The organism is Bacillus cereus group sp. BceL291 (assembly GCF_051776705.1).
Taxonomy (GTDB): Bacteria; Bacillota; Bacilli; order Bacillales; family Bacillaceae_G; genus Bacillus_A; species Bacillus_A cereus.
The window spans coordinates 20,845-47,021 of record NZ_JBPWAP010000020.1 but is presented as its reverse complement, the minus strand read 5'-3'; the positions used below and the strand labels follow the sequence as shown (position 1 = coordinate 47,021).

Below are 26,177 nucleotides of genomic sequence, written 5' to 3'. Positions count from 1 at the left end.
CTTTAACCTATGATTAAAAAGGTTCGATAGGTACATATATATCAACTATATGTTTATGCTTTGGATGCTGCTTTGGATTATTTCTATATACTTCAAAAGGATACGAGTCTCTCGGTTTATATCCGCTATTTGGCAGCCATTCACCGTATAAGAAATCCCATGCTCCTTTATATTCATCTTGGAATATTTCAAAATGTCCTACTGCATATTTTCCAGAAGGTATTACCATTATTCCAACGTCGTTCGTTTCTACTGTGGATTCATCTGAAATTGTTACACATAGACTTGTTCTTAAATGATAGTCCTCAGTAAATTCATGATGATCGTGGTAAATGGTTAATACTTTCGTATTCTCAAATACATGATAGCTTTTCTTCGCCGCGTAACGAAATAATTTTTCTATCATTTCTGGAAAAGCTATAGCTAACTCTTTATATGTACCTGTATGTCTTATGTATGCGACGTTTATATCGTCCGCTGTTACAATTTCAACATTTCCTCGAACCTTCTTACATTCATTGTATTGAGGAATTCCCCTTACGTCTTTGCAATTCTTGCTATTATCGTTTCGATATTGAGACGGACTTACACCGTAATGACTTTTAAATGTTCGGGAAAAAACTGCTGAATCTGTGAATCCGAAGTGATACGCAATATCTGTAATCGTCATGTCTGCGCGATATGTAAGTAGATGTGTTGCCCTTTCTAGTTTCAAGCGATTCACATACCGCGATAATGGCTCATCAACTATTCCTTTAAAAATCCGATGAAAATGATACTTCGAAAATCCTGCTATATCAGCTAGCTCTTCAATGGATAATGAACTGTCTATGTTTGATTCTATATAATCTTGAACCTTATGTATGCGTCTTACATACTCATTTCTACTCTGTTTATTCTCCATACTCTTTATCTCCTCACAACAAAAAGAACCATCCTAGAATACTTTTAGGACGGCTTTCTATTCGTAATAGATTCTTCCATATTCTATTGTTAAATCGATATAATTTCACTATATTTTTTAAATTGATGGTAATGTGGCAGTATCCCGATTTAATTGAAAGAAACAACTATTTTTTTATAGCCCTACGCAAATTAATAATATTATTGGGATTTAGCTCCCATTGTCTCATAAGTTCTTTTTGTCTTGTTTTTAAGTCTTCAAATGGTTCTTCCACTATGTCGATTTTATTAAATTTCCCTTCGAAAACTAAAGCATTTTTTATCTTTTTATATCCACCAAAACCTAAGTCATCATTTAGTAACCAGACTACTCTCTGTATTTTTGCGAATAAAATACCACCTGTACACATTGGACACGGTTCCAACGTGCTATAAATAGTAAACTTCTCATTTTTTATTTTTGCATCAAACATTGCTTCCCCTGCATTGCGAATAGCGTCTATCTCTGCGTGAGCTGTTATGTCTTTTTGTGGATGCACTCTATTTCTTCCTCTTGCAATGACATTATTATTTCCATCAACAATAACTGCTCCTACTGGATATGTGTTTTCTTTTAATGCCTTTTCTGCTTCTTCCAATGCCATCTCCAAAAAATATCTATCTCTTTCAAAATGCATATAAATCCCCTTCTTTTGATGAAATTATTTTACAGAAATTGCTTTTGACATCCCACTCACTTCTATCAAATTAACAAAATAAAAAAAGATATCATTATGTCTGCAACAACAGGGCAAGAATGGTGTTTTGATATAAACTTAATTTAATAGAATTTGTGATACAATCCAATCGCCATTAAGCTAAGAAAAACAAATACCCTAAAACGAGAAATTTTAAGGGATCATAAAATTTTCAAATTTTTAATTCTTGTTTTGACGTTTCTTTTGTATGCTCCCTATAACCCCAAATACAATCGCTACTGCTAAACATACGATTGAGAAAGTTTGTAATACGTTTGTCGAAAAATAGCCTACCCCTAACACTACTGCTAAAACGATTCCTGCTACTAACATTCTCCGTTGCTGCATATCCATGCAATCATTCCCCTTTTATCTACACATGTTTCAAAAATAAAACTCTACTCCCGCCATTCCCATCATAATTTGTATGTACCGATACACCCTCTACCTCATCATCCCCAGCCTCAATTCGAAAACCGATTTCTTGATGAAATTGTATCGACTTTTTATTAGTTGGTGACGTAATTGCTTTTACAACTTTACGATTATTTGCACGAGCGACATCAAAGAAATAAGAATACAATGTCGATGCGATTCCTCTTCTTCTATACTTCGGATTTACACCGATAAAATGAACGTATGCTTCATCTTTATATGTTTGTGAAAAAAATCCGCATAAGAAACCTAACGTTTCTCCTTCTTCTTCAATGATAAAACTCGTTTCTTGAAAGTGAATGAAAAACAATTTTGGCAACATGGCAGCCATGTCTCTCCCGCCCCACCAATCATTTAAAACTGAATGAATCTTTACATAATCTTCCCCTTGGATATTTCTTACTCGCATATGTTTCTCCCTCTCACTCACTTCATTTTTTCATAAATTTTAATGACTGTTTCTACTAATAGGATGAATACCCATATCCCGCAAAATACAAGAACAGACTGGAATATGGATCCAATTATCATAACACCAACTGTACCTGTTATTGAAAAAGATATTCCACCAAGCCCTGGATCTTTTATAAATGCTCCAGCAGAAAAAGCAGTTATAATTGATACTATTAAATAAATAACACTCGTTATTTTTAATATCTTTATAGAAAGATACGAGGTTTTTTCTTGTTCCACTTGTGATAATTCGATTTCCCCGCTCTCAATTCCTTTTTGCAAACAGTCTTCACATAGAAATTCTTCCTTAATTTTTTTACCACCGTGCATCGTACCTGTTATTTCTTTACATCTTGAACATTTTCGATTTATCATGTTGTTATCACTCCAATCTGTTAAGATTATACTTATACAATTCTGCGTTTACCTTAATATTCCTTTTATGTATTTTATAGAGAAAGGTCGTGTTTTATGATTTCAAAACTCACATTTGGCTCTAAAAAAATTAACGTTCATTATACATTAAGGCCTAGTTGTTATGCGATTATTTTTCAATCATCTTCTTCAAAGATTGCTGTTATCCAAAAAGGAGACCGTTATTTTTTACCAGGTGGCGGTATGGAAGGTAATGAAACAAAAGAAAAATGTTTGCACCGTGAACTACTAGAGGAATTAGGATGGGCAATTAAAATTGATCAGTATGTCGGTAATGCGGCTCGATATTTTTATGCAGAAAAGGAAGATATATATTATTTAAACGATGGATTTTTTTATATTGCGAATATGGTGCAGAAACAAACTGAAAACTGTGAGGAGGATCATGTTCTAAGGTGGATGTCTCCATTGCATGCTATAGAGCTTCTCATGCACGATCATCAAAAATGGGCCGTTGAACAAGCGCTTTTATTACAAAAACAAAAAGGATCTCCTTCTATATGAAAGAGATCCTTTTTACTGTTAACTTACTTTTTTCAAATTGAGAGCTGGCTTTTTGATTCCACCTTTTTTTACAACATATAAACCGATGAAGATAATAAGCCCGCCAACTAGTTGCATCAAATTAATTTGCTCTCCAATGGTTACTGCCGCAAAGATCACTGCAAACAATGGCACAAGATACATATAAACCATTACTTTCGTTGAGCCTATTTTACTAATACCGACATACCACATTGCAAGTCCGAATATGGTCGCAAAGACGATTGAATATGCTAGTGATCCCCAGCTTGGCATATCTACTGGCCACGTTAGTGTGTTTACATTGAGTAAACAGTATATAACGAGAGGTACAATTCCAATTAAAGTAGACCATGATGTAACTCTCATTGCGGAGTATTTTGTAATGAGTGGTTGCGCTAAAATTGGATACCATCCCCACGCAATTGCTGCGACTAATCCAATTATATTTCCGAGCCACGCATACTCGTAAGTAGCTCCTCCTGTATGTCCTGTTAATAAAACGAATGCTGCACCAATAAAGGCTACGATTGAACCAATTTGTACTTTCATCGAAAAACGTTCTTGTTTGTGCAATACTGCTAATATCCCTGTAAAAATAGGTGACATTGCAATTAATAATGAAGCGTTCGTTGCTGAAGTATATTTCACAGATAGCATAAACATCGTTTGATACATTGTCGTTCCAACGATGCCGACTGCTACTAATCGTAACCAATCTTTTCTTTCAATACGTAATGAGCGTTCCATCATAAAAGTAATAAGTAATAATACCGGTGATGCTACTAAAAATCGTAAACTATTAAATTGAATGGATGACATATATGCCACGCCATACTTTCCTATTGTATAATTTGCTCCCCATACTAATGCAACAGATACTAGGAGCCATTCCATTTGCCATCGTTTCATCCGAATCTCCCCTTCCATATTTAGCATAGTAAAATTGGCTGGATATAACACCGTCCAATTGGCTGTTTTTTTACCCAGCCAATTTGTTATACTGAATGTATATAAGAGATGCGGAGGCGTTTGTATGGAATGGAAGCTAGATAGTGACAGTAAAATCCCTATTTATCAGCAAGTTGTTGACTTTATTGAAAAACGTATTACATACGGAGAACTTCCTCCAGGAAGCTTCCTACCTTCCGAACGAAAATTAGCTACACAGTTAAATGTAAACCGAAGTACAGTAACGACTGCTTATAACGAACTACGTGCTATGGGAATTGTAGAAAGTACGACTGGTAAAGGTACACGTGTAAGTACACATATGTGGGGCGTTTCTCCAACATTAACGCCGAACTGGAGAAATTTCGTAGAAGGCGGTACGTTCTTACCAAACTTACCGTTACTTCGCCATATTCGGGCAGAAGTACAACAAAATGAAAATATTATTGATTTCGCAAACGGAGAACTCGGTTGTAATCTCTACCCACACGATCAACTACAAACAATTTTACGAGAACAACCGTTAACACATTCATTAAGTTATGATCATCCACAAGGCTATCTTCCGCTCAGACAAGCGGTTGTAAAATATATGAGGGAATATTTAAAAGTTGAAGCAACTGAGCAATCCATTATGATTACATCTGGCGCACAGCAAGCACTTCACCTGATCGTACAATGTTTATTAAATCCAGGTGATGCTGTTGCTTTCGAAAGTCCTTCACACTGTTATTCCCTGCCTCTATTCCAATCAGCAGGTATTCGTATTTTCCCATTACCTGTCGATGAACATGGGATTAACCCAGATGATGTACAGGAGTTATATAGAAAACACCGTATTAAAATGATCTTTTTAAATCCAAATTTCCAAAACCCTACGGGAACGATGCTTCATCCAAACCGTAGAAAAAAACTATTATCACTTTGCGCAGATTTACGAATTGCAATCGTTGAAGATGATCCGTCCAGTTTACTTACGCTAGAAAAGAAACAACCTTGCCCTACTTTAAAATCGATTGATGAAAATGGAACAGTCATTTATGTACATTCTTTATCAAAAATGATTGCGCCAGGATTACGAGTCGGCTGGCTCGTCGCTCCGCAATCCGTAGTAGAAAGGTTATCCGACGCAAGGCACCAAATGGAATTAGGTATGAGCATATTCCCGCAGTGGCTTATGCAGCAGTTTTTCGAAACTGTACCATTTCAGTCGCATATCGTACCGTTACGAAAACAACTAGCAGAAAAAAGAGACGTTATCGTTCGCGCCCTAAACGAGCAACTTCACGATAAAATCTCTTTTTCAAACCCAACCGGCGGTATATACATATGGGGGAAACTAAAAGAACCGATAAACGAAAAACAACTTATTATGCAAAGTTTAAAACAAGAAATCGCGTTTATGCCGGGTAGTATTTTCGGTGCGAAAGATGGTTATATTCGTTTATCTTATGGAAAAGTGAATATTGATCAAATTGAGGAAGGTATTTCTCGTTTGCGTGAGGCTATTTTAGTTTGTGAAAAATAACTTTACATAAAGCTCTATCGTTTGACAAAAGAAAAATCTACCATTATTATCAACACGAACCTAGTTACCCCGCATTAACGGGCAATAAAACTCCCAGCTCAAAATTCAGCTGTAACAAAGAAGTTAGGTGGGAGATTAACTGCCCGTAAATGCCCGATTGGTTCAACTAATAATCAGTGGAGGGTGAATCCCCCCACTGATTAAAGTTTCACTTTATAGGAGTGGTAAAAATGAAAATTTACGTTGATGCAGATGCTTGCCCTGTAAAAGATGTAATTATTTTTGAAGCTACGAGTGCAGAAATTCCTGTAACTCTAGTTACTAGCTTTTCTCATTATTCTAATGCTCAGCAGCCTAAAGGTGTAGAAACAATTTATGTTGATTCCGGAGCAGATGCTGCAGATTACCGAATTATGCAGTTAGCAAAAAAAGAAGATTTAATCGTAACACAAGATTACGGTCTTGCTTCGCTCGCTTTAGCAAAAGGCTGTATCGTTCTACACCATAAAGGCTATAAGTATACGAATGATAACATCGAACAATTGTTACAAACACGATATTTAAGTGCAATGGTTCGAAAAAGTGGTAAACGTACAAAGGGACCGAAACCATTTACAGCAGAAGATAAAGAGAAATTTAGAGAGCTCTTTAAAAGTATGATCGCACTTTAAAAATGAATCGTCTATTTGCAAGGAAAACTTCGCAAAACAAAGAAGAGAATATCGTAATGAACATTCTCTTCTTGAGGTTTACCCTTTAAAATGAAGGTAAATTATCTAAGTTATTTTCTTTTATTCCATCAGGTTCACTACGTATAATATCTCTACCATACTTATGAAATACGTCCACATGAGCTAACTTCCCTGATTTTGCTTCACTAAGAGCAGTCATATAATCTAACTCTCTCCCGCTACTTGTTTTAAAAGCAATCAAATCACCTTCATCATTTTTACGAACAGCAACAATTTGTTCTGCTCCTGAAGTAACTTCCTGAGCTATTTCAAATTGAGCTTGCTCTTCCCCTTGATGTAAATAATCATTATATACTTTTTCAAAGTCTTTTTTGTCCATTAAACTCACCTCCAAAACATTTTATTAGTATGGTTGGGAGGTGTTGGTTTTATGTAATTTTCTGTTAGAAAAACGAATTTTTAATACATACGCAACCCCTTCAAAGTCTCCAATATATCATCTGTAAAGGCTGTACTACCTTCTGTCTCTAAAGCTCTGAAATAAAAACTTCTTAGGAAAGTTCTAATATTTTGTACTAAAATAGCATGCTGCGGATGTCGGATGTCTTCAACAGTTGCTATACTATGTAACCAGTTGCTCCACTCTTCTTCAGTTAAAAGATTTTGGTTACGTAAAGACATAATTGGCTTTACTAATCTCTCATCTTCAAAGTGTACATATACGTAATCACTTAATCGAACCTTTTGACGAACAGCTGCAAGAATTGCATATGAAAACTCACGATTTTGTATAGTACGCACTAAAGCATCTAGTGCATCAGCAGCGTGTGCAGTAGAGTGTGCCCAGCCTTTTCCTTCTACGTAACCTCTTACATCTTCTTCTAAATATACATATTCCAGCACTTGTTCTGCTACACTGTACAGTTGTTCTTCGGATAACAACGGTTCTCTTTCATGAACAGATAAAATAAGTGGTGGAATTAATACGGAGAATGCACGTTTAAATACAGAGTCTGTTCCCTTTTCACCAATTTTATAAAATAAATAATCAGGACTAATTGCTTGTAACATTAATCCTCTTAACTCTTTTTGTCTAAATACATCATTTGTAATCCATGTGTGAAGCGTACTATAAATTAAATCATCACGTAATTCAGCATCAGGTGATCCGATATAATCTAGCATCCACTGCGCATATGGATATGCATCTACGTCTTCTGGTACAGCATAATTATTATTTTTAATTTGTAGTAGTTCTTCTTTTAGTTCTAGTACTTCTGTCATTTTTTTATCCCCTTTAAATTTCTCTTCCTAAATTATTCCCTATTAGTATCATAAAATTAAACCCATTCTTAACGCAATATAAAATGGAATCATTAATTATCTTCACTATGTAACAGTTCTTCCAATGTTGCTTTAACTTCTTCTTCTAATTCATTAATCGTTCCGCTATAAAGTGTTCCTATGCTACTACTTTTTCGATATCCTTGGTAATAATACCAAAGCGAAATAGTACAGACTTTCCATGATTTTGAAGCATCATATTCAAAATTAATTTCTGATCTATATTCATACTCTAAACAATTCTTAGATGTTAGTTCTTCTAATTCATCACCGTCTATATCTCTTTTAATTGACAGCTTCAAATTTAATTTACCATTTTGCGCAAAACGTTCTTCATATATTTTTTGATACTTACTGCAAATGTCTTCACTTATACTCTCTAGTTCCATTATTTTTTGTTTTAACTGTTCATTTATCTGTTCATTTTTGATTTCTAAATATTGTCCATCCTTCTCTTCATTCACTTTATTATTTTTTTGAAACCATCTAAACAAATGTTCATTCCCCCTATATAAACTGTATTAATGTCTTTTAAATAGAACTACTGGATCATCAAATTTACTATTTTCAAATAAAACATCTACAAGTTCTTTCGGATTATGCTCATCTATATACATTTTACAAGCCGCGTGATACCTGTTTAAAAACATCTTCTCTGCTTCTTCATAACTTCCAAAAGCTTCAGTTTCCCGCTTAGCACCACGTTTTCTCGCAATCTCAAAATTTGTATCTACAAAGATTTTGTAATCAAATAAATGCGCAACGTCTTTTTTCAATAGAAACGTTCCATCTACTATTAATATCATATTTTGCGTGGCCAATAGCGGCTCATTATGTACAGGCATATCCGTTATTAAGTTATGAGAAATCGTTTCATACTGTAAATTTCCGTTAGGTCCTAAAGGCATTAATAATCTTTCTTTGAAAGCTATATAATCGTGTGCATCTTCATAATACCCTCTTGCAGATTCTTTTCCTTTTGCATAGCGAATCACTCTTGGATTATGAAAATCATCAATGCTGGCGCGTGTTACTGGTAATCCTCGTTTTTTTATTTCTTCCGCTAGTTCGTTTGCAAATGTTGTTTTTCCTGAGGCTGTAATACCGCTTACTCCAACTCTTATTGGATGGGTTAAGTTTAGCTTTACAATATGATCTGCAATTTCTTTGATTCTTTGTTTTCGGTTCATGATATCTCCCTTTATAATTAGTTGACATAATATAATTATAGATAATAATTCATGTCACTATTTGTCAGTAAATTGATATCCTTTCTCGAATCGCTGATATCTCGAAAAAATCATTGATATATTTTAAGTTATGATAGATATATTTGAAAAATCGTTGATATATTATTAGCTTACTTTCCCTTAAACCCTCGATATAAAGCAGTCCGTAATTCTTGTTTGTATTCTTCAATTTCTGGCATTTCGAGTTCTTCTGCTAGTCTGATAGCTAATTCAATATCATACGGTACTCGTACAAGTTGAATAGAAAAGCTCGCTGCTTCTTTTTCATTGTAAGTCCCTTCAAATATTAAATAGGAAGCTTGCGTTATTTCAAGTGGGTTTCCTTCGCTACCGGCATTACATAACGTTTTCCCTCTGAAATTTTGAACGAACGCTTGGTGAACGTCACCGTAACAAACGACATCTGGTTTTCTTTCCCCTTCTATATTTTCCGTCAGATCACTATTTTCGAACATACTAATACGTTCTTCTCTTGAAGCGTGTGGTTGAATTCTTTCATATAAACTTCTCGGTGAAGCGTGAAACATACGAATGAATTTTCCACTCATATAAAACTCGATTGAAAATGGTAAGTTTCTTAAATAGTCATTTTGTTCTTCCGATAATTGTTTTTGATGCCATTTCAATGCTTCAAATTCAGTCGGCTTTGTAATAAAATCATCCCAGTTTCCCATTACGACTACTTCACATTCTTTACGAATGATTTCAATTGCTTCACTGGAATGAGGTCCTTTTCCTACTAAATCTCCAAGGCAAATAATGCGCTCGATTCCTCTTAATTTAATATCATTCAACACGGATTCTAATGCTTGAATATTACCGTGAATATCTGAAATTACTGCTATTTTATCCATATAAATTACTCCTTTATTTATTAAATTCGCTTGATTGATACCATTTTGGAATATAAGATGAAAAATGATTATGATCTTCTAAAATTCCATTTAATCTTTCCTTCATATCATCTAATAAATATGGTGTGCTTCGATTCGTCCAAACGATATCCGCTGGGAATGTCATCGCGACGTACAATGTATACAGTTTCCAAAAATGAAGCGATGGTTCGCCTCCGAAATAACCGTGAACTTGTCCAACCGCAAATGGTTTACTTATTCTTATAGTAAAAATCGCTACGTTATAAAAATCGTGTATTGGATCACCAAAATCATATCCACCAAAATCGATAACGATAAATTCCTTATTATGAATCATGCTATTTGCTGGATGGAAGTCATCATGTAAAAATCTTATTGGACGATTTCCCAATAAATCTTTATGATTTTCTACAAAGGTTAATACTGGCTTCAAATCCAGAAAATTCACCTCGTAATCTGTTAGTGCCTCTATGTATCTTTCGTATTTATTCCATCTAGATGTTTCCCATTTATTACTTGCACTTTCTCTTTCAATTGAGTGAATCCTCTTTAATACTTCCCCCGCTTTTCTTCCTGCCTTATACTGTTCTTCCACCGATAACTTCGTTAAACCTTCTTCACCATTTATACCTCGGGTCCATTCAAATACTTGAACACATTTATTTAATTTCTCAATTATTATGAAATGAATTAACTTGGGTGTTGGAATATGTAATGACTCTAATTGTTTCATATACGTATATTCTTCTTGTTTACGTTCAAAATGAACAGCATCACATACTTTTACAAAATAGGTTTCTTGATTCTTTAATTCAATTTTATACTTCTCTTCATGTGAAAAACCTTTTGAAATAGCTGTACACGTTGCAATACGAGGCCATTCTAGTATTCTCTCTATCTCTCTATCTCTCTAAGCATTTCTTCCACAACGTTCACCTCTATTAATATATGTACAAACTACCTAGCACTTCATGCTCTCGTTTATTTCCACCTTTAAACTCTACTGCAAATGGATATTCACCATTCTTATTCAAATGTTCTAGTACTAGCCCTTCTCCAATCGGTTCACAAAACTGCACATGAATATCTCCAAATACTACACTTTGACACTCGGCATTCCATTTTTCATTTTTCACAACTGAGCTTGTAGATAGCTCCATTACTTCTTTCCATTTCCGTACTGTTTCTCGAACATTTTTTACTGCGTAATGAATCGTTTCAATTTGTTGCACTTTGTTTTTATGTTCAGTAATCGTCCCACTGTTACGTAAATCGTTTCTTCTTTCTTCGTCCGTTTCATTCCACTGTATAAAGAAAGGTAATTTCGGTCCGTTCTCTTCTTGCTTAACGAATAACATTTTCCATTCTAAAAGTCGGCCATCTTTTCTCATACGTTTCCCTTCAAATGGCCCTATCGTATGTAAGCCGTACTTATTAAAGTTAACTGCTAGCTCCTCAATTGCATCTGTTCGGATCGCGATTTGTAGCATTCCTTCTCCATTTTGTAGTTTCACCACTGTTTCTTGTACTAATGGATTTTCTGCTTCTTTCGCTTTTTCTTCATGTTGAATTGCTAAAAATTCTATATATGATAAATCAAAATAACTTAAACTATTCCAAGTACCCCAATTCGTATGCTCTCCGCCTAATACAGTATGAAATCCAAGTTCCTGCATTTGTTTTGCCGCTTCCTCCGGTGTACCATGAACTGTGTGAACGAGATGATCAAATCGTAACATGTCTTTCTCCCCTTTCTCTCCATCCTTTTATTGTATATTTTATTTTTCTTTCATTCAATTCAAAAACTTTAAAACCCAGTTGATTTATACGATTAATATGTATTATAATGAAACAAATTTAATTATTGCTGATTGGAAAAACCAAAGGCACTTTTCTCATACGGGAAAAGTGTCTTTTTCATTTATTATTACAGGGGGATTATTTATGCAGAAATTAATTGTCTTTGCTATTATTGGATTTTTCGCTCAATTGATCGATGGAGCACTCGGAATGGCGTATGGGGTAACGTCTACTTCACTATTATTAATGTTTGGTATTGCACCGGCTGTAGCTTCCGCATCGGTTCATTTAGCTGAAGTCGTTACAACTGCAGCTTCTGGCGCATCTCATATCAAATTTGGAAACGTTGATAAATATACAGTTTCCAGGCTTACATTACCTGGGGCAATCGGCGCATTTGTTGGGGCATGTTTTTTAAGTAATTTGCCTGGAGATGTAATCAAACCGTACATTTCCGTATTTTTATTTACTTTAGGGGTTTATATTTTATTACGATTCATCATTCAAAAACAAATTGTCACTTCAAATAAGCGTATGTCTGCCAAACAACTTGTGCCGCTTGGTTTATTCGCTGGATTCGTTGATTCAACTGGTGGCGGTGGTTGGGGGCCGATTACGACACCCGTTCTTCTAGCAAGAGGAAATGAAGCTAGAAAAGTTATTGGATCTGTAGATACGAGTGAATTTCCTGTTTCACTCGCTGCAACAATCGGCTTCTTCATCTCACTTGGCTGGGAACAAGTAAGCTGGGTTTGGGTATTTGCCTTAATGCTCGGCGGTATTGTCGCAGCTCCAATTGCTGCATGGTTAGTCCGCATCGTTCCACCCCATTTACTTGGCGTATTAGTTGGTGGTCTTATTATATTTACAAATATACGTACACTGCTTACTACATTTAAAGTGGATCCAACTGTTATTTCACTTTCTTACGTTGCAGTTGGTCTTGTCGTTATTATTTCTATTTTCATTGCTGTTCGAAATCATTCCAATCGTCCTAACGCATCAACGGCTGAGTATCCAAATGATCAGAAGCAAATGCTACCATAACTATAAAAAAATACCGCTCAATTTAGAGCGGTATTTTTTATTTTTCTATTTTCCAATTAATCATCGTTTCTGTAGCATTTACTCTCTTCATATATAACTTTTCTAAAACACGCATCGAACTATAGTTATCTAGGAGTGTCTCTGCAATTATTGTTTCTACCTCTCCTGTTTTGAAAGCCCAATCGATTAGTTCTTTTACAGCTTCTGTTGCATAGCCCTGATTCCAATATTTCTCAATAAATCCATAGCCAATTTCTACTGTTTGATCCTCGTTTGGTTTCCCTTTAAATCCAATATCACCTAAAACGCTATCATCTTCTTTCCGAAAAACATACCACGCCCCCCATGGTAATAAAGCCTCATCTTGTTTCACATTCTCTACATGCCCTACAATATGCGGACCGCTATTATATCCTTGCTCGTTAGCAACTTGAATCCTCTCTTCTGTACACGGCACTATATAGAGCCTTTCTGTTTCTAATTTCATTTTGATTTCCCCTTTTTGCTTAAACGTTACTCTGATTATAACAAATAATATGACTTTATCATGAATGTCGAATTATATTTTTCTGAATTTTCTTTTTATTTAGAGGGTTTTTCAATATTTTTTGCGAAACATTTGTATAACAATTTTTTCTTTGCTTATTGCTACATAATAGTAGGTTCGGGTGGAGTTTTGCAAGCGTTTCCTATACAATAACCGATATTTTTTGACTTTTCCTAACAAAATATCTTGCAATATATTCAGAAAGTCATTACAATTGCCATATATTAAAAATCTTAGCAATATATAAATCCTCATCAATCCGATGAGGTAGAGGTTGCGACTTTTAATAGTAAAACGGACGAGACACAGAGAATGTCACCGACTCCGTTTGAAAGGAAAAGTTGCCGAAGTTTATATTTCTTCTCTGGAAATATGAGCTGGGGCTGTCTCCGAAAGGAACAGAACTGTCACGTTTACAAAATTACCGTGTAAACGTGGGGTGCTATCTTAACGGAAGGGTATGATGGGGTGGTTATTTGTGAAACGTTCCGCCAAATTCCTTTGGCGGTTTTTTGTATTTTTCTCCCCCGCTCCTTCCTAACCTACAAGAAAAGGAGTGTTGAACATGAATAGCGCAACAAATCAATCTACCTCTAAAACGCAAACTACACAAGGACAAGGTGAATTAAAACGCGGATTAAAATCGCGTCACCTTACGATGATTTCTCTCGGCGGTACAATTGGTACCGGACTATTTCTTGCCAGCGGTGGTGTCATCCATTCAGCTGGTCCTGGCGGCGCATTAATTGCATACGCCGCAATTGGAATTATGGTTTACTTCTTAATGACAAGCTTAGCTGAACTCGCAGCTTACATGCCTGTTACTGGATCTTTTAGTACGTATGCAACAAAATTTGTTGATCCATCACTTGGCTTTGCACTTGGATGGAACTATTGGTATAACTGGGCGATTACGATCGCTGCTGAACTTGCAGCCGTAACATTAATTATGAAATTTTGGTTCCCAGATACCCCTTCTCTTATTTGGAGCGGATTATGTTTAGCTATTATTTTCCTTTTAAACTATTTATCTGTTAAAGGATTTGGTGAATCTGAATATTGGTTCGCACTTATTAAAGTAGTTACAATTATTATCTTTTTAATTGTCGGCTTTATGATGATTTTCGGAATTATGGGGGGCGAAACTGTTGGATTCAAAAACTTCACTGTTGCAGATGCACCATTTAACGGCGGTATCATGGCAATTATCGGTGTATTTATGGCAGCTGGTTTCTCCTTCCAAGGAACTGAATTATTAGGAGTAGCTGCTGGTGAAACATCTGATCCAGAACGTAATATCCCAAAAGCAATTCGTTCAATCTTTTGGCGTATTCTTTTATTCTATATCCTTGCGATTCTCGTTATCGGTTTATTAATTCCTTATACAACTGAAAGTCTTGCTGCAAGTGATGTAACAGTAAGTCCATTTACACTTATTTTCGAAAAAGCGGGCGTTGCCTTTGCTGCCTCTGTTATGAACGCTGTTATTTTAACGGCAGTACTATCTGCTGGTAACTCTGGTATGTACGCATCAACTCGTATGCTTTGGGATTTAGCTCGCCAAGGAAAAGCACCAAAATTCTTAGGCAAATTAGATAGCCGCGGTGTACCTGTAAACGCATTAATCGTAACGTCAATTGTCGGTAGTATCGCTTTCATTGCTTCTTTATTCGGTGACGGTGTTGTATACATTTGGTTATTAAACGCATCTGGAATATCTGGCTTTATTGCATGGGTTGGAATAGCAATTAGTCATTACCGTTTCCGTAAAGCATATACCGTACAAGGCAAAGATTTAAAAGACTTACCATATAGAGCAAAATGGTTCCCATTCGGTCCAATCTTCGCATTTACACTTTGTATCATCGTAATTTTAGGACAAAACTACGGCGCATTTATGGGTGAATCAATCGATTGGAACGGCGTACTCGTTTCTTACATCGGTTTACCACTCTTCTTAGTACTATGGTTAGGATATAAATTTACGAAAAAAACAAAAGTGATTCCACTTGATAAATGTGAACTAAAATAAAGTGAAACGAGCAAACAAATTTGTTTGCTCGTTTTTTATTGCAAACCTCTTTGCTTCCCTATTACTCCTGTTTTTGCCATAATAGAAGAAATATAATTAAAGGTTGGGATACAATGAACATTCGCATTACTGATGAAGCAAAAGCAGCTATACATAGATTAGAACGTAAAGACAAAAAGATCATTCGCATTAGAGGGACAATGACAAACTCTTGTAGTATTTTCGTTGATGTCGATTTAATTTGGGATACATATAACGCAGATGATGTTGTATATGAAGATGCAGATCTTATCGTACAAATGGATTCATTCACGAAAGACTACACTGGTGATACGGTGAAACTTGATTATAAGACGACAGGTTTTAGTATTACGACTCCGAGTGAGACTTTAGTTTATGGATTGTCGATTAAAAAATAAAAATTGTTTTCATTTGACCACTGAGGTGAAAAAATGGGTAAATATGTTCCGTTAAAATTTTTATTTAACGAAGAATTAGCAGAAAAAATGGCTGATTCTATTTGTAAACACGATCCTACTTTCTCTAAAAGAAACTTTGTATCTTCTGTAACATGTAAAGTTGAAAATTTAGAGTTAAAGCAGCGTATTGAAGTAATAGCAGATGAATTACATAATGCATTACAAAAAGATTTTAATGAAGCAATACATATATTACTAAAAACATTAGGACTAGAAAATACAACAGAAGTAGGCACATTTACATGTATGAAATAACGAAAAGGAATACTGCTGAATATGCCATTCGGCCTTTTCTTCAAACATACCATGAAGACACACTAGACATATTGCAACAGTGGATTCATGACGAAAACAGCCACATTAGAAGATTAGTTTCTGAAGGTACAAGACCAAGGCTTCCTTGGGCTAAAAAAATTGGAGCTCTAAAAGGTGACTTTAAGAACAATTTACAGCTTCTTGAACCTTTAATGAATGACCCTTCTAAATATGTTCAAAAATCTGTAGCCAATCATATGAACGATATTACGAAAGAAGATAAAGAACTCGTTTTTCAGTGGTTACAGCAATTACGTGATAAACAGCATCCTATTAAACTTTGGATTATAAAATATGGGTTAAGAACAATAATAAAAAGTGGTACTTTACCAAAAGATTTTTGTTTTTGAGTATATTAAACAAAAACGCTATCCTTTCCTATGATTCTAGAAAAAGAATAGCGTTTTTTTACTCGTCCAGTATTTAGTAGGTATAATTTTTTATATTTCAAAAGACTTTTCTCTCTAAAAATATTTTTCATACAAATTTTCACATTCTAAAAAATCTATAAATTTCTTATAATGTGTCACTGTTCTTTCTAAAGCAATCATTAAAACAAAAATAAAATAAATCGCTTGGATTCCATTCATATAATTAAAGAGTGATTCAAATATATATACAATACTTGCAATCATAGAACAAAACCATAAATAAAACTTCATTTTCAGCTTTTTAATTTTTTGCTTAGTTGTCTTACAATACTGGCCATGAACTCTTATAAACAAATAAATTGCTGTATGTAAAATAATAATTGAAAATTGAAAACTTCGATTGTCCTCCGAACTAAATTCAGAAAAATCTATTTCTAATGAATGTAATACTATCCAAACAGAAAATAAAGATAGCAGAAATACATATAAAAAACCAATTAATAATTCAAAAATAAAGAGCCAAGGTTTATTTATGATTGAGTAAAATGGATTTAGATATTTTATGGTTAATAAAAATTTTCTCACTAAATCAGTAATAATAATTGATGTATTAGTTACATTCATATAGAAAAGTAATGTTATTGGAACTAATAACATTATAGTGATGCCCCAAACAGTAATCTTAATGCCTGATAAAAAGAAAACAGCTCCATAAATTATAACTGAAAAAATAAAAGTTGATACTGGAACAAACATTAAAAATGTAAAAGTTCTTATTAAGATTAAATCCCCTAAAAAATCTTTTATTATGGAAACGTGTATTTTTTCCTCCTTGTATTTTTTCACAGTATCAACTATTTCTTTCTCAGATAAAAGAAAACACTTCAATCTATTAAACATAAAAAAACCCCTTTATATTAAAAAGATTAAAATATATACCAAACTGTTATTAAAATTTCATAAAAATAATTGTAAATTTTGTATAAGCATTTTTTTCACTTTCAACTGTAATTAAGGCGTGATGTGCCTCTATAATAGCTTTGACAAGTGCCAATCCAATTCCGGTCGATCCGTGCTTTTTAGAACTATTTGATTTATAGAATCGTTCAAAAATATGAGGTAATTCTTCAGCTGAAATTCCCTCTCCAAAGTCTTGGATTACTAGTTCTGTATAGATTGGAGAATTTTTGGCCTGAATCATTATTTTACCACCGGGTTTAGAATGTTCGATTGCATTCTTCAACAGGTTTAACAAAGCTTCCTGCATCCATAATTTGTCGTGAATAACGACTATTTCTCTTGGTGCATTCCAATCAATCAAAATATTTTTATCACTTATCATGCTTTGCAAGCGATTTAGTACTTCCTCAGTCGTATCTACTAAATTCCCTGGCTCTTTATCAAACGAAATCGCTTTTGCATCAATTTTTGCTACTTTTAACAAATTCTGAATTAAGACATTCATTCTAGAAATCTGAATATCATTATTTTGTAGTAATTGAGCTTGTTGCTCTCGGGATAGTTTCTCATTTAACAACATTTCATTATAGATAGAAATAGTTGAAAGCGGCGTTTTTAACTGATGAGATATATCCTGCAACATTTCTCCTAAAAACCGTTTCTCTTCAAGCAAATCATGCATATTTTTTCTAATGATATCCCTCATTGAACGAAATGAAATCGCCAGTTTCGCGAAATCCCCCTCTTTATTTTCATTGATGACAACCGAGTAATCTCCCTCGATTATCTTTTTTGCAGCTCTAGTAAGCTGGCTAATCTTATTGAAAATAATTTTTTGTTGCATGTAGTTTGCAACAAAAAGTAAAAATCCAAAAGCAATCAATCCCCACATCATAAATTGATTGTGATTAATAATTAGATTATTTAAGTGAGGAAAAAATTTTGAATCCAAGTCTTCATATAATCCATATTGCTTTAGGATCTCTGTCCCTTTTTCCTGATATTTACTTGAGTGAGACGAATGACTTGATAAGACTTTCATAATTTTCGCTTCATTTTCTGGATTCTGCTCTACCAACCTAGCTGTAATTTCCCCCCATGTTGCAATAGAGTCTCTTTTCAAATGATCATAAAATAATTGTTGAATAATAAATTGGTAAATCACAAATATAAATAAAAGGACGGCTAGTATCGTCATATAGCTTTTTAACTCGGTATTTTTCATTATCTTGCTCACCCAATCACGTCCTTGCTCCAACGATAACCATATCCTCTTTCAGTAACGATAAACTGTGGTTTTTGAGGATTGTCTTCAACTTTAGCTCTTAAACGCTTTATGTATACAGATAACGTGTTTTCATCAAAAAAAACATTATCTCCTTCTGTTATTTGTTGTAGGAGTTCATCTCTTTTTAATGCTTTGTGAGAATTCTTCATGAAATTCAATAGCAGCTTGTATTCTAAATTCGTCAATGTAATACTTTCACAATTTTTATAAACCTTGACTAGGTTCGTATCGATTCTTATATTCTCAGATCTTAAAATTTGAGATGGCGTTTCTAGCGACGATTGTTTACGCAATTGTACTTTCACTCTGGCCATGAGTTCCCTAACCCGAAAAGGTTTGGTTATATAATCATCACCGCCTATATCCAGCCCCATTACCACATTTGCTTCTTCATCTAGTGCAGTTAAGAAAATAATAATCGAATTCTCGTTTTTCTTTTTAAAATACAAACATAAGTCATAACCATTACCATCTGGTAGGCCGATATCAAGGATGGACAAATCAAATGTATTGTGAACAAACTGGTGTTTAGCTTCTTTTACACTGGACGCTCTAATCACCTCATAACCTTCATTTCTCAATGAAAATTCGATGGCTATGCCAAGAGCTTCATCATCTTCAACTAGTAATATTTTTTTATTCAAGTATGCCCTCTCCTTTTTTCCCCTAGCTTATACTCCAATTACAATAGCCTGGCTATAATCTAGCCAGGCTTATAATATTATTGTTCTCTGATATTATCAATAATATTATCTTGTTGAATTTTTTTCAATGGATTTAAGACTGATAAATAACTAATTATTAAAGCTGAAACAAACGTAATGATACAAGCCTCATAGGGAATCGTCCATGTCATTTTCAACATATCAGATATAGCTAAATATATAATATAAGACAATATACAGCCAAAAAAGATTCCTTGTAAACTTCCAGAAAAACCGTAAATCAAAGCTTCATAGGTAATCATTTTTTTCAAATCCTTTTGTGACATACCAATGGATTTCAACGCGGCCAATTCTTTTCGTCTAGTCATGATACTTATAGTTATAGTATTGAGGATATTAACGCTACTAATTAAAGAAATGACTGTGATAAAACCATATGCAAGCACTTGTAAAGTAAGTTTTTCTTCTTTTTTTGTTTTATTTTCTTGATAATTATTTACGATTGTAATGGAATATCTTTTTCCAATCGTGTTTTCTATTTCCTTTACTGTCGCGGAAGATTGAGTTACATCCTTTAATTTAGTTTCAAAGCTATTCTCCTTTTTTTCGTATACTTTAGATATATTTTCAAGTGATTTCAATTGATGCAAAACTTGTTCACTTTCAGCTAAATGATCTGGATTATTATCCTCTATCTTAATTGTAATATCCGATTTAACAGATAACTTATCAAAAGATTTAGATACAAATGCAACACTCATTAAATACGAGAAGGTAATAAATAACACACTACTTATAATAATTGATAAGATTGTAATGGTATAGCGATTTTTATTTCGCTTAACATTTTTCATAGCCATGCTCAAAGGAATAGATAAAGGTTTTTTCACCATGGAATTCTTTTGTTTTTTGATTTGTTCCTTTTTAATTGACAACCTGCTGCTGATTGCTAATAATGGGGAGATTTTTCCTGCAAAATAAGCTGGGTACAAACTTGACGCTATTATAGAAAGGAAGGTAATTATCGAACTGATTAATAAAATCTTCCAATCAATATGGAATATCGAGACCTCTTTACTATTTTCCATTAAAAGTGAAAAAGTGAACTGCAGAGAGGCAAGTGCTATTAGGCTACATATAATTCCAATTGGTATACCGATAACAGCCAGAAAAGTAGCTTCTCTCAGAACGATTTGTCTAATTTGCTTTCGTGTTGCACCAATGCTTCTCAACAAGCCAAACTGCCTCGTTCGTTCTACGACACTGATTTGAAAAGCGTTGTAAATCACAACAATTGTCGCTATCACAACAATGCTGATTGTAATAATTAGCGTAGCCATAATCGAATTATTGTAACCTGGTTTCTCTAATTGAATTAATTCATTACTTATATTAATATTATTTTCTCCGGAAATGGTCTTGAGTCCCTCTAAAACCTCATTAAAGTTTGCTTTTGAGCTAATTCCAACTAATATTTTTCCTTCACCAGTGCTAAACTTACTCTTATAGGTTAGTAACCGTCCCACCTTATTTTCCTGTGTATATGTACTATCACTTAGAAAACCAACCAATTTGTATTTTTTTTCATTTAATTCGAATGAATCACCTATTTGAATATTTTCTTTTATATAAGGTAATACCCAGGGATCAACAGCAACTTCTTGATCATTAGATGGCAATCTGCCCTTAATAATACTGTATTTTAAAAATTCCAAGGCGTTATCATCAGCAAAATTCATTTGTACAGCAGCCTCTCCAACTTGGACTGTTTCTCCCTGTGACATTAAACCAAATGATTCAATTTGCGAGTTATATTTAATTTTTTTCAATATCGATTCATCGTAATTTAATACAACGGCATGAAAAGAATACCCTTGCCTCTTTTTCGTATTCTCGATTTGAGAAATCTGAGTACCGTTCATAAATAGGCCGATTGTAGAAATTAACGATACAGAGAGTACGATTCCAATCAAAGTTAAAATTGTTCGTTTCTTATTTCCCTTTAAGTATCTCCTGCTTAATTGTTTATAATTACCAATCAAGATTAGTTTCCTCCCGTCTTAGGCTTATTCGTGGATAGCCACTGATCGGAAATGATTTGGCCATCTTCAATTGTAATAATACGGTCAGAAGTTGATGCAATTTTTAAATCGTGAGTAATCAATACAATAGTTTGATTATATTTTTTTGCTGTCAATCTTAATAAATCCATGACTTCTTTTGTATTTTGAGTATCAAGATTTCCTGTAGGTTCATCAGCTAAGATTAAATGTGGGCGATTTATAAGTGCCCTCCCAATCGAAACCCGTTGTTGCTGACCTCCTGATAATTCAGATGGTAAATGATTTCGTCTTTCATGAAGTCCCAGAATTTCAATAATTTCGTCCATATAAGGATTATCTACAGGTTCATTATCTAGTAAAGTGGGCAAAGCTATATTCTCTTGCACATTCAATACAGGAATTAAATTAAAGAACTGAAATATAAAACCAACTTTTCTTCTTCTAAATATCGAAAGTTCATTATCTGAATAATTATAAATATTGTTCTCTCCAATAAATACTTGTCCTGAACTCGGACGGTCCAACCCTCCCAAAATATGCAACAATGTACTTTTACCTGAGCCAGAAGCTCCTACGATTGAAACAAATTCCCCCTGATGTATTGTAAGGTTTATTCCCTTCAAAGCATCTACCCTACTATTGCCTTCACCATAACTTTTGACGACATCCTCTATTCTTACGATTTCCATTCATATCACCTTATTTTCATTTTAATTTAGTCTTGTACCTCTACAAAGTTTATTTTATTCTGATTATTCGAAGAGAGTTTATCAATCTGTTGTAAAACTTTGTCTACTTCTTTTTTGTTTTTATAATCAAAATTACGTTTTTGAAATTGAATCAATTTCATTATTGACTCTGATTCAGAAATTGTATTATATTCTTGGTCGTTTAGAATAACAAGGTTCATTGGAACATACCCAATCCAAATTTGCTGTTTAACATACTGAGCAGGTACTATCTTACCGTTCAAATTCAACTGGTTATTTTCAAAATTATCAACCGTAGAATTATCACCCGCATAAGAAAATAATAGATTCTGATCACTAGATACTTTATTTTTATCTTTCACCCTCTCAGAAATAATAGATGCTGAATTTGGATCTTTTCTAGCTCTTAGAAGTCCCTTATTAAATAATTTTACCGCGGTAGAACTATTAATAACTGTATATTCTGTAGTGTTGATTTCAAATTCTTCATTTGTATCATTTTGTTTCTTATCTTCTTCTGATAATGGAATCCTTTTTGTTGTTGTGACGTACTTTACCTTATAGTCTATTGATTGTTTAGTGTCATCTTTAAACTCTTGTTTAACTTTTTCTACGTCAGTTGCAGTACCACTAACTAGAATCCCATCGACTGGTTGTCCTGGACCTTGCACATAACGTTTTACTCCTAATCCTATTCCTATAAAAATAGCAATAACAACCGTATAACTTATAATTTTTTTCATTAGAATACTCCTTTAGTAAATGATTTATATCTGGATTATAGATGAGTTTTTTTCATAAGTTAATGACTTCTATCTAACTATGTGACTTCTAATCTTACAATTTTGTAAGATTAGTATTCCCCATGCTCAACAAGCTAAATTTATATAATAATAATCTTATACACTATTATTCTCTTTTTTATTGAAACGGGTCGAATCACAGGCAATAACCCGACCTATAATGATTAATGTTACAGATAATAACTTAAGGCCCATCTTATATATAATCTAAATCTTTAAAATAAACAAAGGATATTACTCCTAATACAGCACCAACTATCCCTAGCATCAAACCCTTATACTTTTGTATAAACATCTTATTCCTCTTTTCATACAAACAAATAATCCATATATATAAATACTTAATTACGGAATGTTTTCAAAGAATTAAAACGTTTTTATATTCAGTTTATATGTCTACTTCTTTTCTTATCCCATAGTTAAGTAAATCCAAAGGGATACAAAAACGTCACTTCTTTTATAAACAGCACGACTTTATTGTTAATTAATAGTAGTGAGAAATATCACATATCTCATAAAAGGGCTGGGCGGAAATTTAAGTTTACTAAATACCTTTTCTAAAGTTTGAGTGCACCCTTTTTCTGTACACTCCATCCAATCTTTCATTAAACAACTACCTTATCCTATAATTTCAAAGGATTTCCACTCGGTTATCCCGAATATATAAATTACCATTCTCACAAGGAGCGAATTGATATGAATCTATTCGAACACGAAACATAAAACCGTTCCACTTTAATAAGAGGTCCTCCCTTTTTCTTTTCTCATCATATCATCCATTAAAAAAATAGGAGGACATAATTATGAAACGTGATCCATTATTTTTAACTTTATTAGAAAGTGCAAATACACATTTTAGCGGCTGGGATTTTTCTTTCATTTCAGAAACAGGTCGAATGAAGAGCGAGCCTTTATCGTGGTCATACGGCAGTACTGCTTTTCAGCTTATGCAACGTGCAGAATCAATGCTCGATATGGGTACTGGCGGCGGAGAGTTTTTATCTATCTTACAACCGTTCCCGTCAACTATATTCGCTACTGAGGGCTACGCTCCAAATGTGCCAATTGCTCGAAAGAAATTAGAGCCTTTAGGGGTTGCCGTTGTAGAAGTGACCGATGATACTGCTTTGCCATTTCAAGATGGTCAATTTAATTTAATTATAAATCAACATGAATCGTATGCTGCTTCTGAGGTAAACAGAATTCTTTCTCCAAGTGGCGTTTTTCTTACACAACAAGTTGGCGGTCTTGATTGCGCGGAACTTAATGAGCAGTTTGGCTCACCACTAAATAGCGAATTTGCAAGTTGGTCTCTCGAAACCGCATGCAGTGAGTTAAAGCAAAATGGATTTACTATCTTAGATGCAAAAGAGGAATTCCCTTTCCAACGCTTTTATGACATTGGCGCTATCGTCTATTATTTAAAAGCGATTCCGTGGCAAATTCCTGATTTTACTGTTGAAAGGTATTGTGAGGAATTATATCGTATACATGAAATCATCTTACAAAAAGGTTATTTTGATGTGAAGCAACATCGTTTTATGATTAAGGCGATTTGTAGCTAACAAAAAGAGGTGGCAAAGCCACCTCCTTTTTGCTCCGTTTACATATGTTCTCTACTCTTTCATAATAAGAAAAGTTATATCATGCATATTACAATTATGACCAATGAATTGTATTTCTGAAACATATAATCACCTCGCATATATGATGAGAGCAAAAACGTGATTTTTCACTTTCCTCTTCTATTGAGAAATGAGTTGTTTTTCATATCGCTTGTTCGCATCATCTTCTGTCAAACATGCAGTTGTGTAATGAATAATATTCCGGTTATCATACGTAAACATATGTTCTAACTTATTTTCTTCTGTTAATACTGTCGGTAAGTATTTTGGTAAATTGCTAACTACTCCTCTATTATCACCATCTAATATCCAATCAATTTCTTTCCATTCTAATAGACCTTCAGCCGTACGTAATGGTGTATTCATTTGCATTCCATCTGGCAAATCAGCAACGAACACATACATTCCTTCACTAGCCTGGGGCTCATCTTTACCTTTAAAACCAACAGTCCCTTTATACGTTACACTTGAAAGTTCTATGCCCGTTTCCTCAAATGTTTCTCTAATTATTCCTTCGTATGGCGTTTCATTATCTTCTATTTTTCCTCCAACACCATTCCACATCCCCATATTCGGCTTTTTATTTCTATTTAATAGCAGTATTTTATCGCTTTTTCTAATAAAGCAAATTGTGTATTTGTACATACGATCATTTCCTTTCATTTTCCACATGAGTTATTTGGCTTATTTTCAAGTATCGACGAGTCTAAACATAAATTTTTCATATCATTTAATCCAAAAGGTTTTTTAAAGAAAATAAAGTGAAACTTTAATAAGTGGGGTTTTGCTCCTCTCCCACTTATTCTATTATTTTCATTTTTGAAAAAGGATAATATACAAATTCCACCTTGCCAATTATGTTATCTTCTTCAATATATCCTAAGCCATTTCGACTATCTCTACTTACTTCGCGGTTATCTCCCATTACAAATAACTTATTTGGCGGAATTTTTGTCTTTTGAAAGTTATAAAACACTTGTGTGTTGTTAAATAAATCTTTGTTTGTATATGGTTCTTCTTGCTTTTTATCGTTCACATATACCTTTCCGTTCGTTATGTTAATTACATCACCAGGAAGCCCTATTACACGTTTCACATAATATTTCGATTCATCCGCTTCCTTTATAATGACAATTTCTCCGTGTTGTAAATTAGAAAGACGTACTACTGCTTTATTTACAAATACGTAGTCTTCTTCATATAAAGTCGGCTGCATCGATTCCCCTTCCACCTTACATAAAGTAAAAGAATGGTAGCCTATGACTATCACCAATATAAATAGTATGTACTTTCCCCAGCCTCTCTTAATCTCCTTTTTCATATCCATTCCCACCTTATAAAGCGCTT

29 protein-coding genes, 3 pseudogenes and 1 riboswitch are annotated in these 26,177 nt (G+C 33.9%); of the genes and pseudogenes, 9 read left to right on the top strand and 23 right to left on the bottom strand.

Annotated features, from left to right (window positions below):
- Positions 1 to 13: 13 nt before the first annotated feature.
- From ACS2CR_RS15005 to ACS2CR_RS14985, 5 genes are all read right to left on the bottom strand, one after another.
- The gene (locus tag ACS2CR_RS15005; protein WP_053512508.1) at positions 14 to 904 is read right to left on the bottom strand and encodes an AraC family transcriptional regulator; all 891 of its coding nucleotides are present in this window, start codon (positions 902 to 904) and stop codon (positions 14 to 16) included.
- A 166-nt stretch (positions 905 to 1,070) separates the two neighbouring features.
- Positions 1,071 to 1,580 carry a nucleoside deaminase gene (locus ACS2CR_RS15000; RefSeq protein ID WP_000545359.1) on the bottom strand — a complete coding sequence of 170 codons (510 nt, stop codon included), beginning with the start codon at positions 1,578 to 1,580 and terminating at the stop codon, positions 1,071 to 1,073.
- A gap of 240 nt (positions 1,581 to 1,820) precedes the next feature.
- Entirely contained in the window at positions 1,821 to 1,994 is a 174-nt protein-coding gene (locus ACS2CR_RS14995) for a hypothetical protein (protein ID WP_000367555.1), read from the bottom strand.
- Positions 1,995 to 2,013: 19 nt separating this feature from the next.
- Entirely contained in the window at positions 2,014 to 2,484 is a 471-nt protein-coding gene (locus ACS2CR_RS14990) for a GNAT family N-acetyltransferase (RefSeq protein WP_053512507.1), read from the bottom strand.
- Between the two features lie 17 nt (positions 2,485 to 2,501).
- A complete protein-coding gene (locus tag ACS2CR_RS14985; RefSeq protein WP_053512506.1) occupies positions 2,502 to 2,903 on the bottom strand; it encodes a DUF3980 domain-containing protein in 402 nt (133 codons plus the stop codon).
- Between the two features lie 96 nt (positions 2,904 to 2,999).
- Here ACS2CR_RS14985 and ACS2CR_RS14980 point away from each other — a divergent pair, with 96 nt between their 5' ends.
- Positions 3,000 to 3,467, top strand: coding sequence for an NUDIX hydrolase (locus tag ACS2CR_RS14980; RefSeq protein WP_053512505.1), 468 nt, complete (start codon positions 3,000 to 3,002; stop codon positions 3,465 to 3,467).
- Between the two features lie 18 nt (positions 3,468 to 3,485).
- Here the strand turns inward: ACS2CR_RS14980 and ACS2CR_RS14975 are convergent, their stop codons facing one another.
- Entirely contained in the window at positions 3,486 to 4,397 is a 912-nt protein-coding gene (locus ACS2CR_RS14975) for a DMT family transporter (RefSeq protein WP_000832985.1), read from the bottom strand.
- A gap of 124 nt (positions 4,398 to 4,521) precedes the next feature.
- Between ACS2CR_RS14975 and ACS2CR_RS14970 the strand changes: the two genes are divergently transcribed.
- Positions 4,522 to 5,964, top strand: a complete 1,443-nt coding sequence (locus tag ACS2CR_RS14970; RefSeq protein ID WP_053512504.1) for a PLP-dependent aminotransferase family protein — start codon at positions 4,522 to 4,524, stop codon at positions 5,962 to 5,964.
- A gap of 230 nt (positions 5,965 to 6,194) precedes the next feature.
- The gene (locus ACS2CR_RS14965; protein ID WP_000708774.1) at positions 6,195 to 6,635 is read left to right on the top strand and encodes a YaiI/YqxD family protein; all 441 of its coding nucleotides are present in this window, start codon (positions 6,195 to 6,197) and stop codon (positions 6,633 to 6,635) included.
- Between the two features lie 85 nt (positions 6,636 to 6,720).
- Here the strand turns inward: ACS2CR_RS14965 and ACS2CR_RS14960 are convergent, their stop codons facing one another.
- The 7 genes from ACS2CR_RS14960 to ACS2CR_RS14930 form a co-directional block, all read right to left on the bottom strand.
- A complete protein-coding gene (locus ACS2CR_RS14960; RefSeq protein WP_000358163.1) occupies positions 6,721 to 7,035 on the bottom strand; it encodes a DUF3892 domain-containing protein in 315 nt (104 codons plus the stop codon).
- 80 nt (positions 7,036 to 7,115) lie between these two features.
- Positions 7,116 to 7,940 carry a DUF2785 domain-containing protein gene (locus tag ACS2CR_RS14955; protein WP_053512503.1) on the bottom strand — a complete coding sequence of 275 codons (825 nt, stop codon included), beginning with the start codon at positions 7,938 to 7,940 and terminating at the stop codon, positions 7,116 to 7,118.
- 92 nt (positions 7,941 to 8,032) lie between these two features.
- Complete coding sequence (locus ACS2CR_RS14950; protein ID WP_058839142.1) at positions 8,033 to 8,494, bottom strand: hypothetical protein; 462 nt, start codon at positions 8,492 to 8,494, stop codon at positions 8,033 to 8,035.
- A gap of 27 nt (positions 8,495 to 8,521) precedes the next feature.
- The gene (locus tag ACS2CR_RS14945) at positions 8,522 to 9,190 is read right to left on the bottom strand and encodes a uridine kinase (RefSeq protein ID WP_053512502.1); all 669 of its coding nucleotides are present in this window, start codon (positions 9,188 to 9,190) and stop codon (positions 8,522 to 8,524) included.
- Between the two features lie 170 nt (positions 9,191 to 9,360).
- Positions 9,361 to 10,104 carry a metallophosphoesterase family protein gene (locus ACS2CR_RS14940; RefSeq protein ID WP_153602515.1) on the bottom strand — a complete coding sequence of 248 codons (744 nt, stop codon included), beginning with the start codon at positions 10,102 to 10,104 and terminating at the stop codon, positions 9,361 to 9,363.
- 13 nt (positions 10,105 to 10,117) lie between these two features.
- Positions 10,118 to 11,023: an aminoglycoside phosphotransferase family protein gene (locus ACS2CR_RS14935; protein ID WP_053512501.1), complete on the bottom strand. Its 906-nt coding sequence runs from the start codon at positions 11,021 to 11,023 to the stop codon at positions 10,118 to 10,120.
- A 43-nt stretch (positions 11,024 to 11,066) separates the two neighbouring features.
- Positions 11,067 to 11,864, bottom strand: coding sequence for a VOC family protein (locus ACS2CR_RS14930; protein WP_053512500.1), 798 nt, complete (start codon positions 11,862 to 11,864; stop codon positions 11,067 to 11,069).
- 205 nt (positions 11,865 to 12,069) lie between these two features.
- Between ACS2CR_RS14930 and ACS2CR_RS14925 the strand changes: the two genes are divergently transcribed.
- Positions 12,070 to 12,972 (top strand): sulfite exporter TauE/SafE family protein, encoded by a 903-nt coding sequence (locus ACS2CR_RS14925; protein WP_053512499.1) that lies wholly within the window; start codon positions 12,070 to 12,072, stop codon positions 12,970 to 12,972.
- A gap of 37 nt (positions 12,973 to 13,009) precedes the next feature.
- Here the strand turns inward: ACS2CR_RS14925 and ACS2CR_RS14920 are convergent, their stop codons facing one another.
- On the bottom strand, positions 13,010 to 13,459 hold the full coding sequence (locus ACS2CR_RS14920; RefSeq protein ID WP_053512498.1) for a GNAT family N-acetyltransferase: 450 nt from the start codon (positions 13,457 to 13,459) through the stop codon (positions 13,010 to 13,012).
- 320 nt (positions 13,460 to 13,779) lie between these two features.
- A riboswitch (Lysine riboswitch) is annotated at positions 13,780 to 13,972 on the top strand.
- 112 nt (positions 13,973 to 14,084) lie between these two features.
- Between ACS2CR_RS14920 and ACS2CR_RS14915 the strand changes: the two genes are divergently transcribed.
- The 3 genes and pseudogenes from ACS2CR_RS14915 (at position 14,085) to ACS2CR_RS14905 (ending at position 16,695) form a co-directional block, all read left to right on the top strand.
- Complete coding sequence (locus ACS2CR_RS14915) at positions 14,085 to 15,551, top strand: amino acid permease (protein WP_053512497.1); 1,467 nt, start codon at positions 14,085 to 14,087, stop codon at positions 15,549 to 15,551.
- 113 nt (positions 15,552 to 15,664) lie between these two features.
- Positions 15,665 to 15,970 carry an iron-sulfur cluster biosynthesis family protein gene (locus tag ACS2CR_RS14910; RefSeq protein WP_001026196.1) on the top strand — a complete coding sequence of 102 codons (306 nt, stop codon included), beginning with the start codon at positions 15,665 to 15,667 and terminating at the stop codon, positions 15,968 to 15,970.
- Positions 15,971 to 16,003: 33 nt separating this feature from the next.
- Positions 16,004 to 16,695, top strand: a pseudogene (locus tag ACS2CR_RS14905) (DNA alkylation repair protein).
- 114 nt (positions 16,696 to 16,809) lie between these two features.
- Here the strand turns inward: ACS2CR_RS14905 and ACS2CR_RS14900 are convergent.
- The 7 genes and pseudogenes from ACS2CR_RS14900 to ACS2CR_RS14870 all read right to left on the bottom strand — a co-directional run bounded on the left by ACS2CR_RS14900 (position 16,810) and on the right by ACS2CR_RS14870 (position 23,500).
- Complete coding sequence (locus tag ACS2CR_RS14900; RefSeq protein WP_053512496.1) at positions 16,810 to 17,616, bottom strand: hypothetical protein; 807 nt, start codon at positions 17,614 to 17,616, stop codon at positions 16,810 to 16,812.
- A gap of 49 nt (positions 17,617 to 17,665) precedes the next feature.
- On the bottom strand, positions 17,666 to 18,901 hold the full coding sequence (locus ACS2CR_RS14895; protein ID WP_053512495.1) for a HAMP domain-containing sensor histidine kinase: 1,236 nt from the start codon (positions 18,899 to 18,901) through the stop codon (positions 17,666 to 17,668).
- Between the two features lie 8 nt (positions 18,902 to 18,909).
- Positions 18,910 to 19,608, bottom strand: a complete 699-nt coding sequence (locus ACS2CR_RS14890; protein WP_053512494.1) for a response regulator transcription factor — start codon at positions 19,606 to 19,608, stop codon at positions 18,910 to 18,912.
- Between the two features lie 77 nt (positions 19,609 to 19,685).
- Positions 19,686 to 21,671: an ABC transporter permease gene (locus ACS2CR_RS14885; RefSeq protein ID WP_074644306.1), complete on the bottom strand. Its 1,986-nt coding sequence runs from the start codon at positions 21,669 to 21,671 to the stop codon at positions 19,686 to 19,688.
- A gap of 2 nt (positions 21,672 to 21,673) precedes the next feature.
- On the bottom strand, positions 21,674 to 22,381 hold the full coding sequence (locus tag ACS2CR_RS14880; protein WP_016110248.1) for an ABC transporter ATP-binding protein: 708 nt from the start codon (positions 22,379 to 22,381) through the stop codon (positions 21,674 to 21,676).
- A gap of 26 nt (positions 22,382 to 22,407) precedes the next feature.
- Positions 22,408 to 23,145, bottom strand: coding sequence for a lipoprotein BA_5634 family protein (locus ACS2CR_RS14875; RefSeq protein ID WP_016110249.1), 738 nt, complete (start codon positions 23,143 to 23,145; stop codon positions 22,408 to 22,410).
- 156 nt (positions 23,146 to 23,301) lie between these two features.
- Positions 23,302 to 23,500 (bottom strand): annotated as a pseudogene (locus ACS2CR_RS14870) (hypothetical protein).
- 508 nt (positions 23,501 to 24,008) lie between these two features.
- Between ACS2CR_RS14870 and ACS2CR_RS14865 the strand changes: the two are divergent.
- A complete protein-coding gene (locus ACS2CR_RS14865; protein WP_053512492.1) occupies positions 24,009 to 24,770 on the top strand; it encodes a class I SAM-dependent methyltransferase in 762 nt (253 codons plus the stop codon).
- A 180-nt stretch (positions 24,771 to 24,950) separates the two neighbouring features.
- On the opposite strand, the gene ACS2CR_RS14860 is transcribed toward ACS2CR_RS14865, so the two are convergent.
- A complete protein-coding gene (locus ACS2CR_RS14860) occupies positions 24,951 to 25,475 on the bottom strand; it encodes an NUDIX hydrolase (protein WP_000280182.1) in 525 nt (174 codons plus the stop codon).
- Between the two features lie 51 nt (positions 25,476 to 25,526).
- Between ACS2CR_RS14860 and ACS2CR_RS14855 the strand changes: the two are divergent.
- A pseudogene (locus ACS2CR_RS14855) lies at positions 25,527 to 25,595 on the top strand (cephalosporin hydroxylase); the annotation flags it as partial.
- A gap of 34 nt (positions 25,596 to 25,629) precedes the next feature.
- On the opposite strand, the gene lepB reads toward ACS2CR_RS14855, so the two are convergent.
- The gene (gene lepB, locus ACS2CR_RS14850; RefSeq protein WP_001986493.1) at positions 25,630 to 26,151 is read right to left on the bottom strand and encodes a signal peptidase I; all 522 of its coding nucleotides are present in this window, start codon (positions 26,149 to 26,151) and stop codon (positions 25,630 to 25,632) included.
- Positions 26,152 to 26,177: the final 26 nt, after the last annotated feature.

What these genes read in the sequence shown, in the direction of transcription:
- ACS2CR_RS15005 (WP_053512508.1), bottom strand. Translation starts at nt 904, where the DNA reads ATGGAGAATAAACAGAGTAGAAATGAGTATGTAAGACGCATACATAAG.
- ACS2CR_RS15000 (WP_000545359.1), bottom strand. Translation starts at nt 1,580, where the DNA reads ATGCATTTTGAAAGAGATAGATATTTTTTGGAGATGGCATTGGAAGAA.
- ACS2CR_RS14995 (WP_000367555.1), bottom strand. Translation starts at nt 1,994, where the DNA reads ATGGATATGCAGCAACGGAGAATGTTAGTAGCAGGAATCGTTTTAGCA.
- ACS2CR_RS14990 (WP_053512507.1), bottom strand. Translation starts at nt 2,484, where the DNA reads ATGCGAGTAAGAAATATCCAAGGGGAAGATTATGTAAAGATTCATTCA.
- ACS2CR_RS14985 (WP_053512506.1), bottom strand. Translation starts at nt 2,903, where the DNA reads ATGATAAATCGAAAATGTTCAAGATGTAAAGAAATAACAGGTACGATG.
- ACS2CR_RS14980 (WP_053512505.1), top strand. Translation starts at nt 3,000, where the DNA reads ATGATTTCAAAACTCACATTTGGCTCTAAAAAAATTAACGTTCATTAT.
- ACS2CR_RS14975 (WP_000832985.1), bottom strand. Translation starts at nt 4,397, where the DNA reads ATGAAACGATGGCAAATGGAATGGCTCCTAGTATCTGTTGCATTAGTA.
- ACS2CR_RS14970 (WP_053512504.1), top strand. Translation starts at nt 4,522, where the DNA reads ATGGAATGGAAGCTAGATAGTGACAGTAAAATCCCTATTTATCAGCAA.
- ACS2CR_RS14965 (WP_000708774.1), top strand. Translation starts at nt 6,195, where the DNA reads ATGAAAATTTACGTTGATGCAGATGCTTGCCCTGTAAAAGATGTAATT.
- ACS2CR_RS14960 (WP_000358163.1), bottom strand. Translation starts at nt 7,035, where the DNA reads ATGGACAAAAAAGACTTTGAAAAAGTATATAATGATTATTTACATCAA.
- ACS2CR_RS14955 (WP_053512503.1), bottom strand. Translation starts at nt 7,940, where the DNA reads ATGACAGAAGTACTAGAACTAAAAGAAGAACTACTACAAATTAAAAAT.
- ACS2CR_RS14945 (WP_053512502.1), bottom strand. Translation starts at nt 9,190, where the DNA reads ATGAACCGAAAACAAAGAATCAAAGAAATTGCAGATCATATTGTAAAG.
- ACS2CR_RS14940 (WP_153602515.1), bottom strand. Translation starts at nt 10,104, where the DNA reads ATGGATAAAATAGCAGTAATTTCAGATATTCACGGTAATATTCAAGCA.
- ACS2CR_RS14930 (WP_053512500.1), bottom strand. Translation starts at nt 11,864, where the DNA reads ATGTTACGATTTGATCATCTCGTTCACACAGTTCATGGTACACCGGAG.
- ACS2CR_RS14925 (WP_053512499.1), top strand. Translation starts at nt 12,070, where the DNA reads ATGCAGAAATTAATTGTCTTTGCTATTATTGGATTTTTCGCTCAATTG.
- ACS2CR_RS14920 (WP_053512498.1), bottom strand. Translation starts at nt 13,459, where the DNA reads ATGAAATTAGAAACAGAAAGGCTCTATATAGTGCCGTGTACAGAAGAG.
- ACS2CR_RS14915 (WP_053512497.1), top strand. Translation starts at nt 14,085, where the DNA reads ATGAATAGCGCAACAAATCAATCTACCTCTAAAACGCAAACTACACAA.
- ACS2CR_RS14910 (WP_001026196.1), top strand. Translation starts at nt 15,665, where the DNA reads ATGAACATTCGCATTACTGATGAAGCAAAAGCAGCTATACATAGATTA.
- ACS2CR_RS14900 (WP_053512496.1), bottom strand. Translation starts at nt 17,616, where the DNA reads ATGTTTAATAGATTGAAGTGTTTTCTTTTATCTGAGAAAGAAATAGTT.
- ACS2CR_RS14895 (WP_053512495.1), bottom strand. Translation starts at nt 18,901, where the DNA reads ATGAAAAATACCGAGTTAAAAAGCTATATGACGATACTAGCCGTCCTT.
- ACS2CR_RS14880 (WP_016110248.1), bottom strand. Translation starts at nt 22,381, where the DNA reads ATGGAAATCGTAAGAATAGAGGATGTCGTCAAAAGTTATGGTGAAGGC.
- ACS2CR_RS14875 (WP_016110249.1), bottom strand. Translation starts at nt 23,145, where the DNA reads ATGAAAAAAATTATAAGTTATACGGTTGTTATTGCTATTTTTATAGGA.
- ACS2CR_RS14865 (WP_053512492.1), top strand. Translation starts at nt 24,009, where the DNA reads ATGAAACGTGATCCATTATTTTTAACTTTATTAGAAAGTGCAAATACA.
- ACS2CR_RS14860 (WP_000280182.1), bottom strand. Translation starts at nt 25,475, where the DNA reads ATGTACAAATACACAATTTGCTTTATTAGAAAAAGCGATAAAATACTG.
- lepB (WP_001986493.1), bottom strand. Translation starts at nt 26,151, where the DNA reads ATGAAAAAGGAGATTAAGAGAGGCTGGGGAAAGTACATACTATTTATA.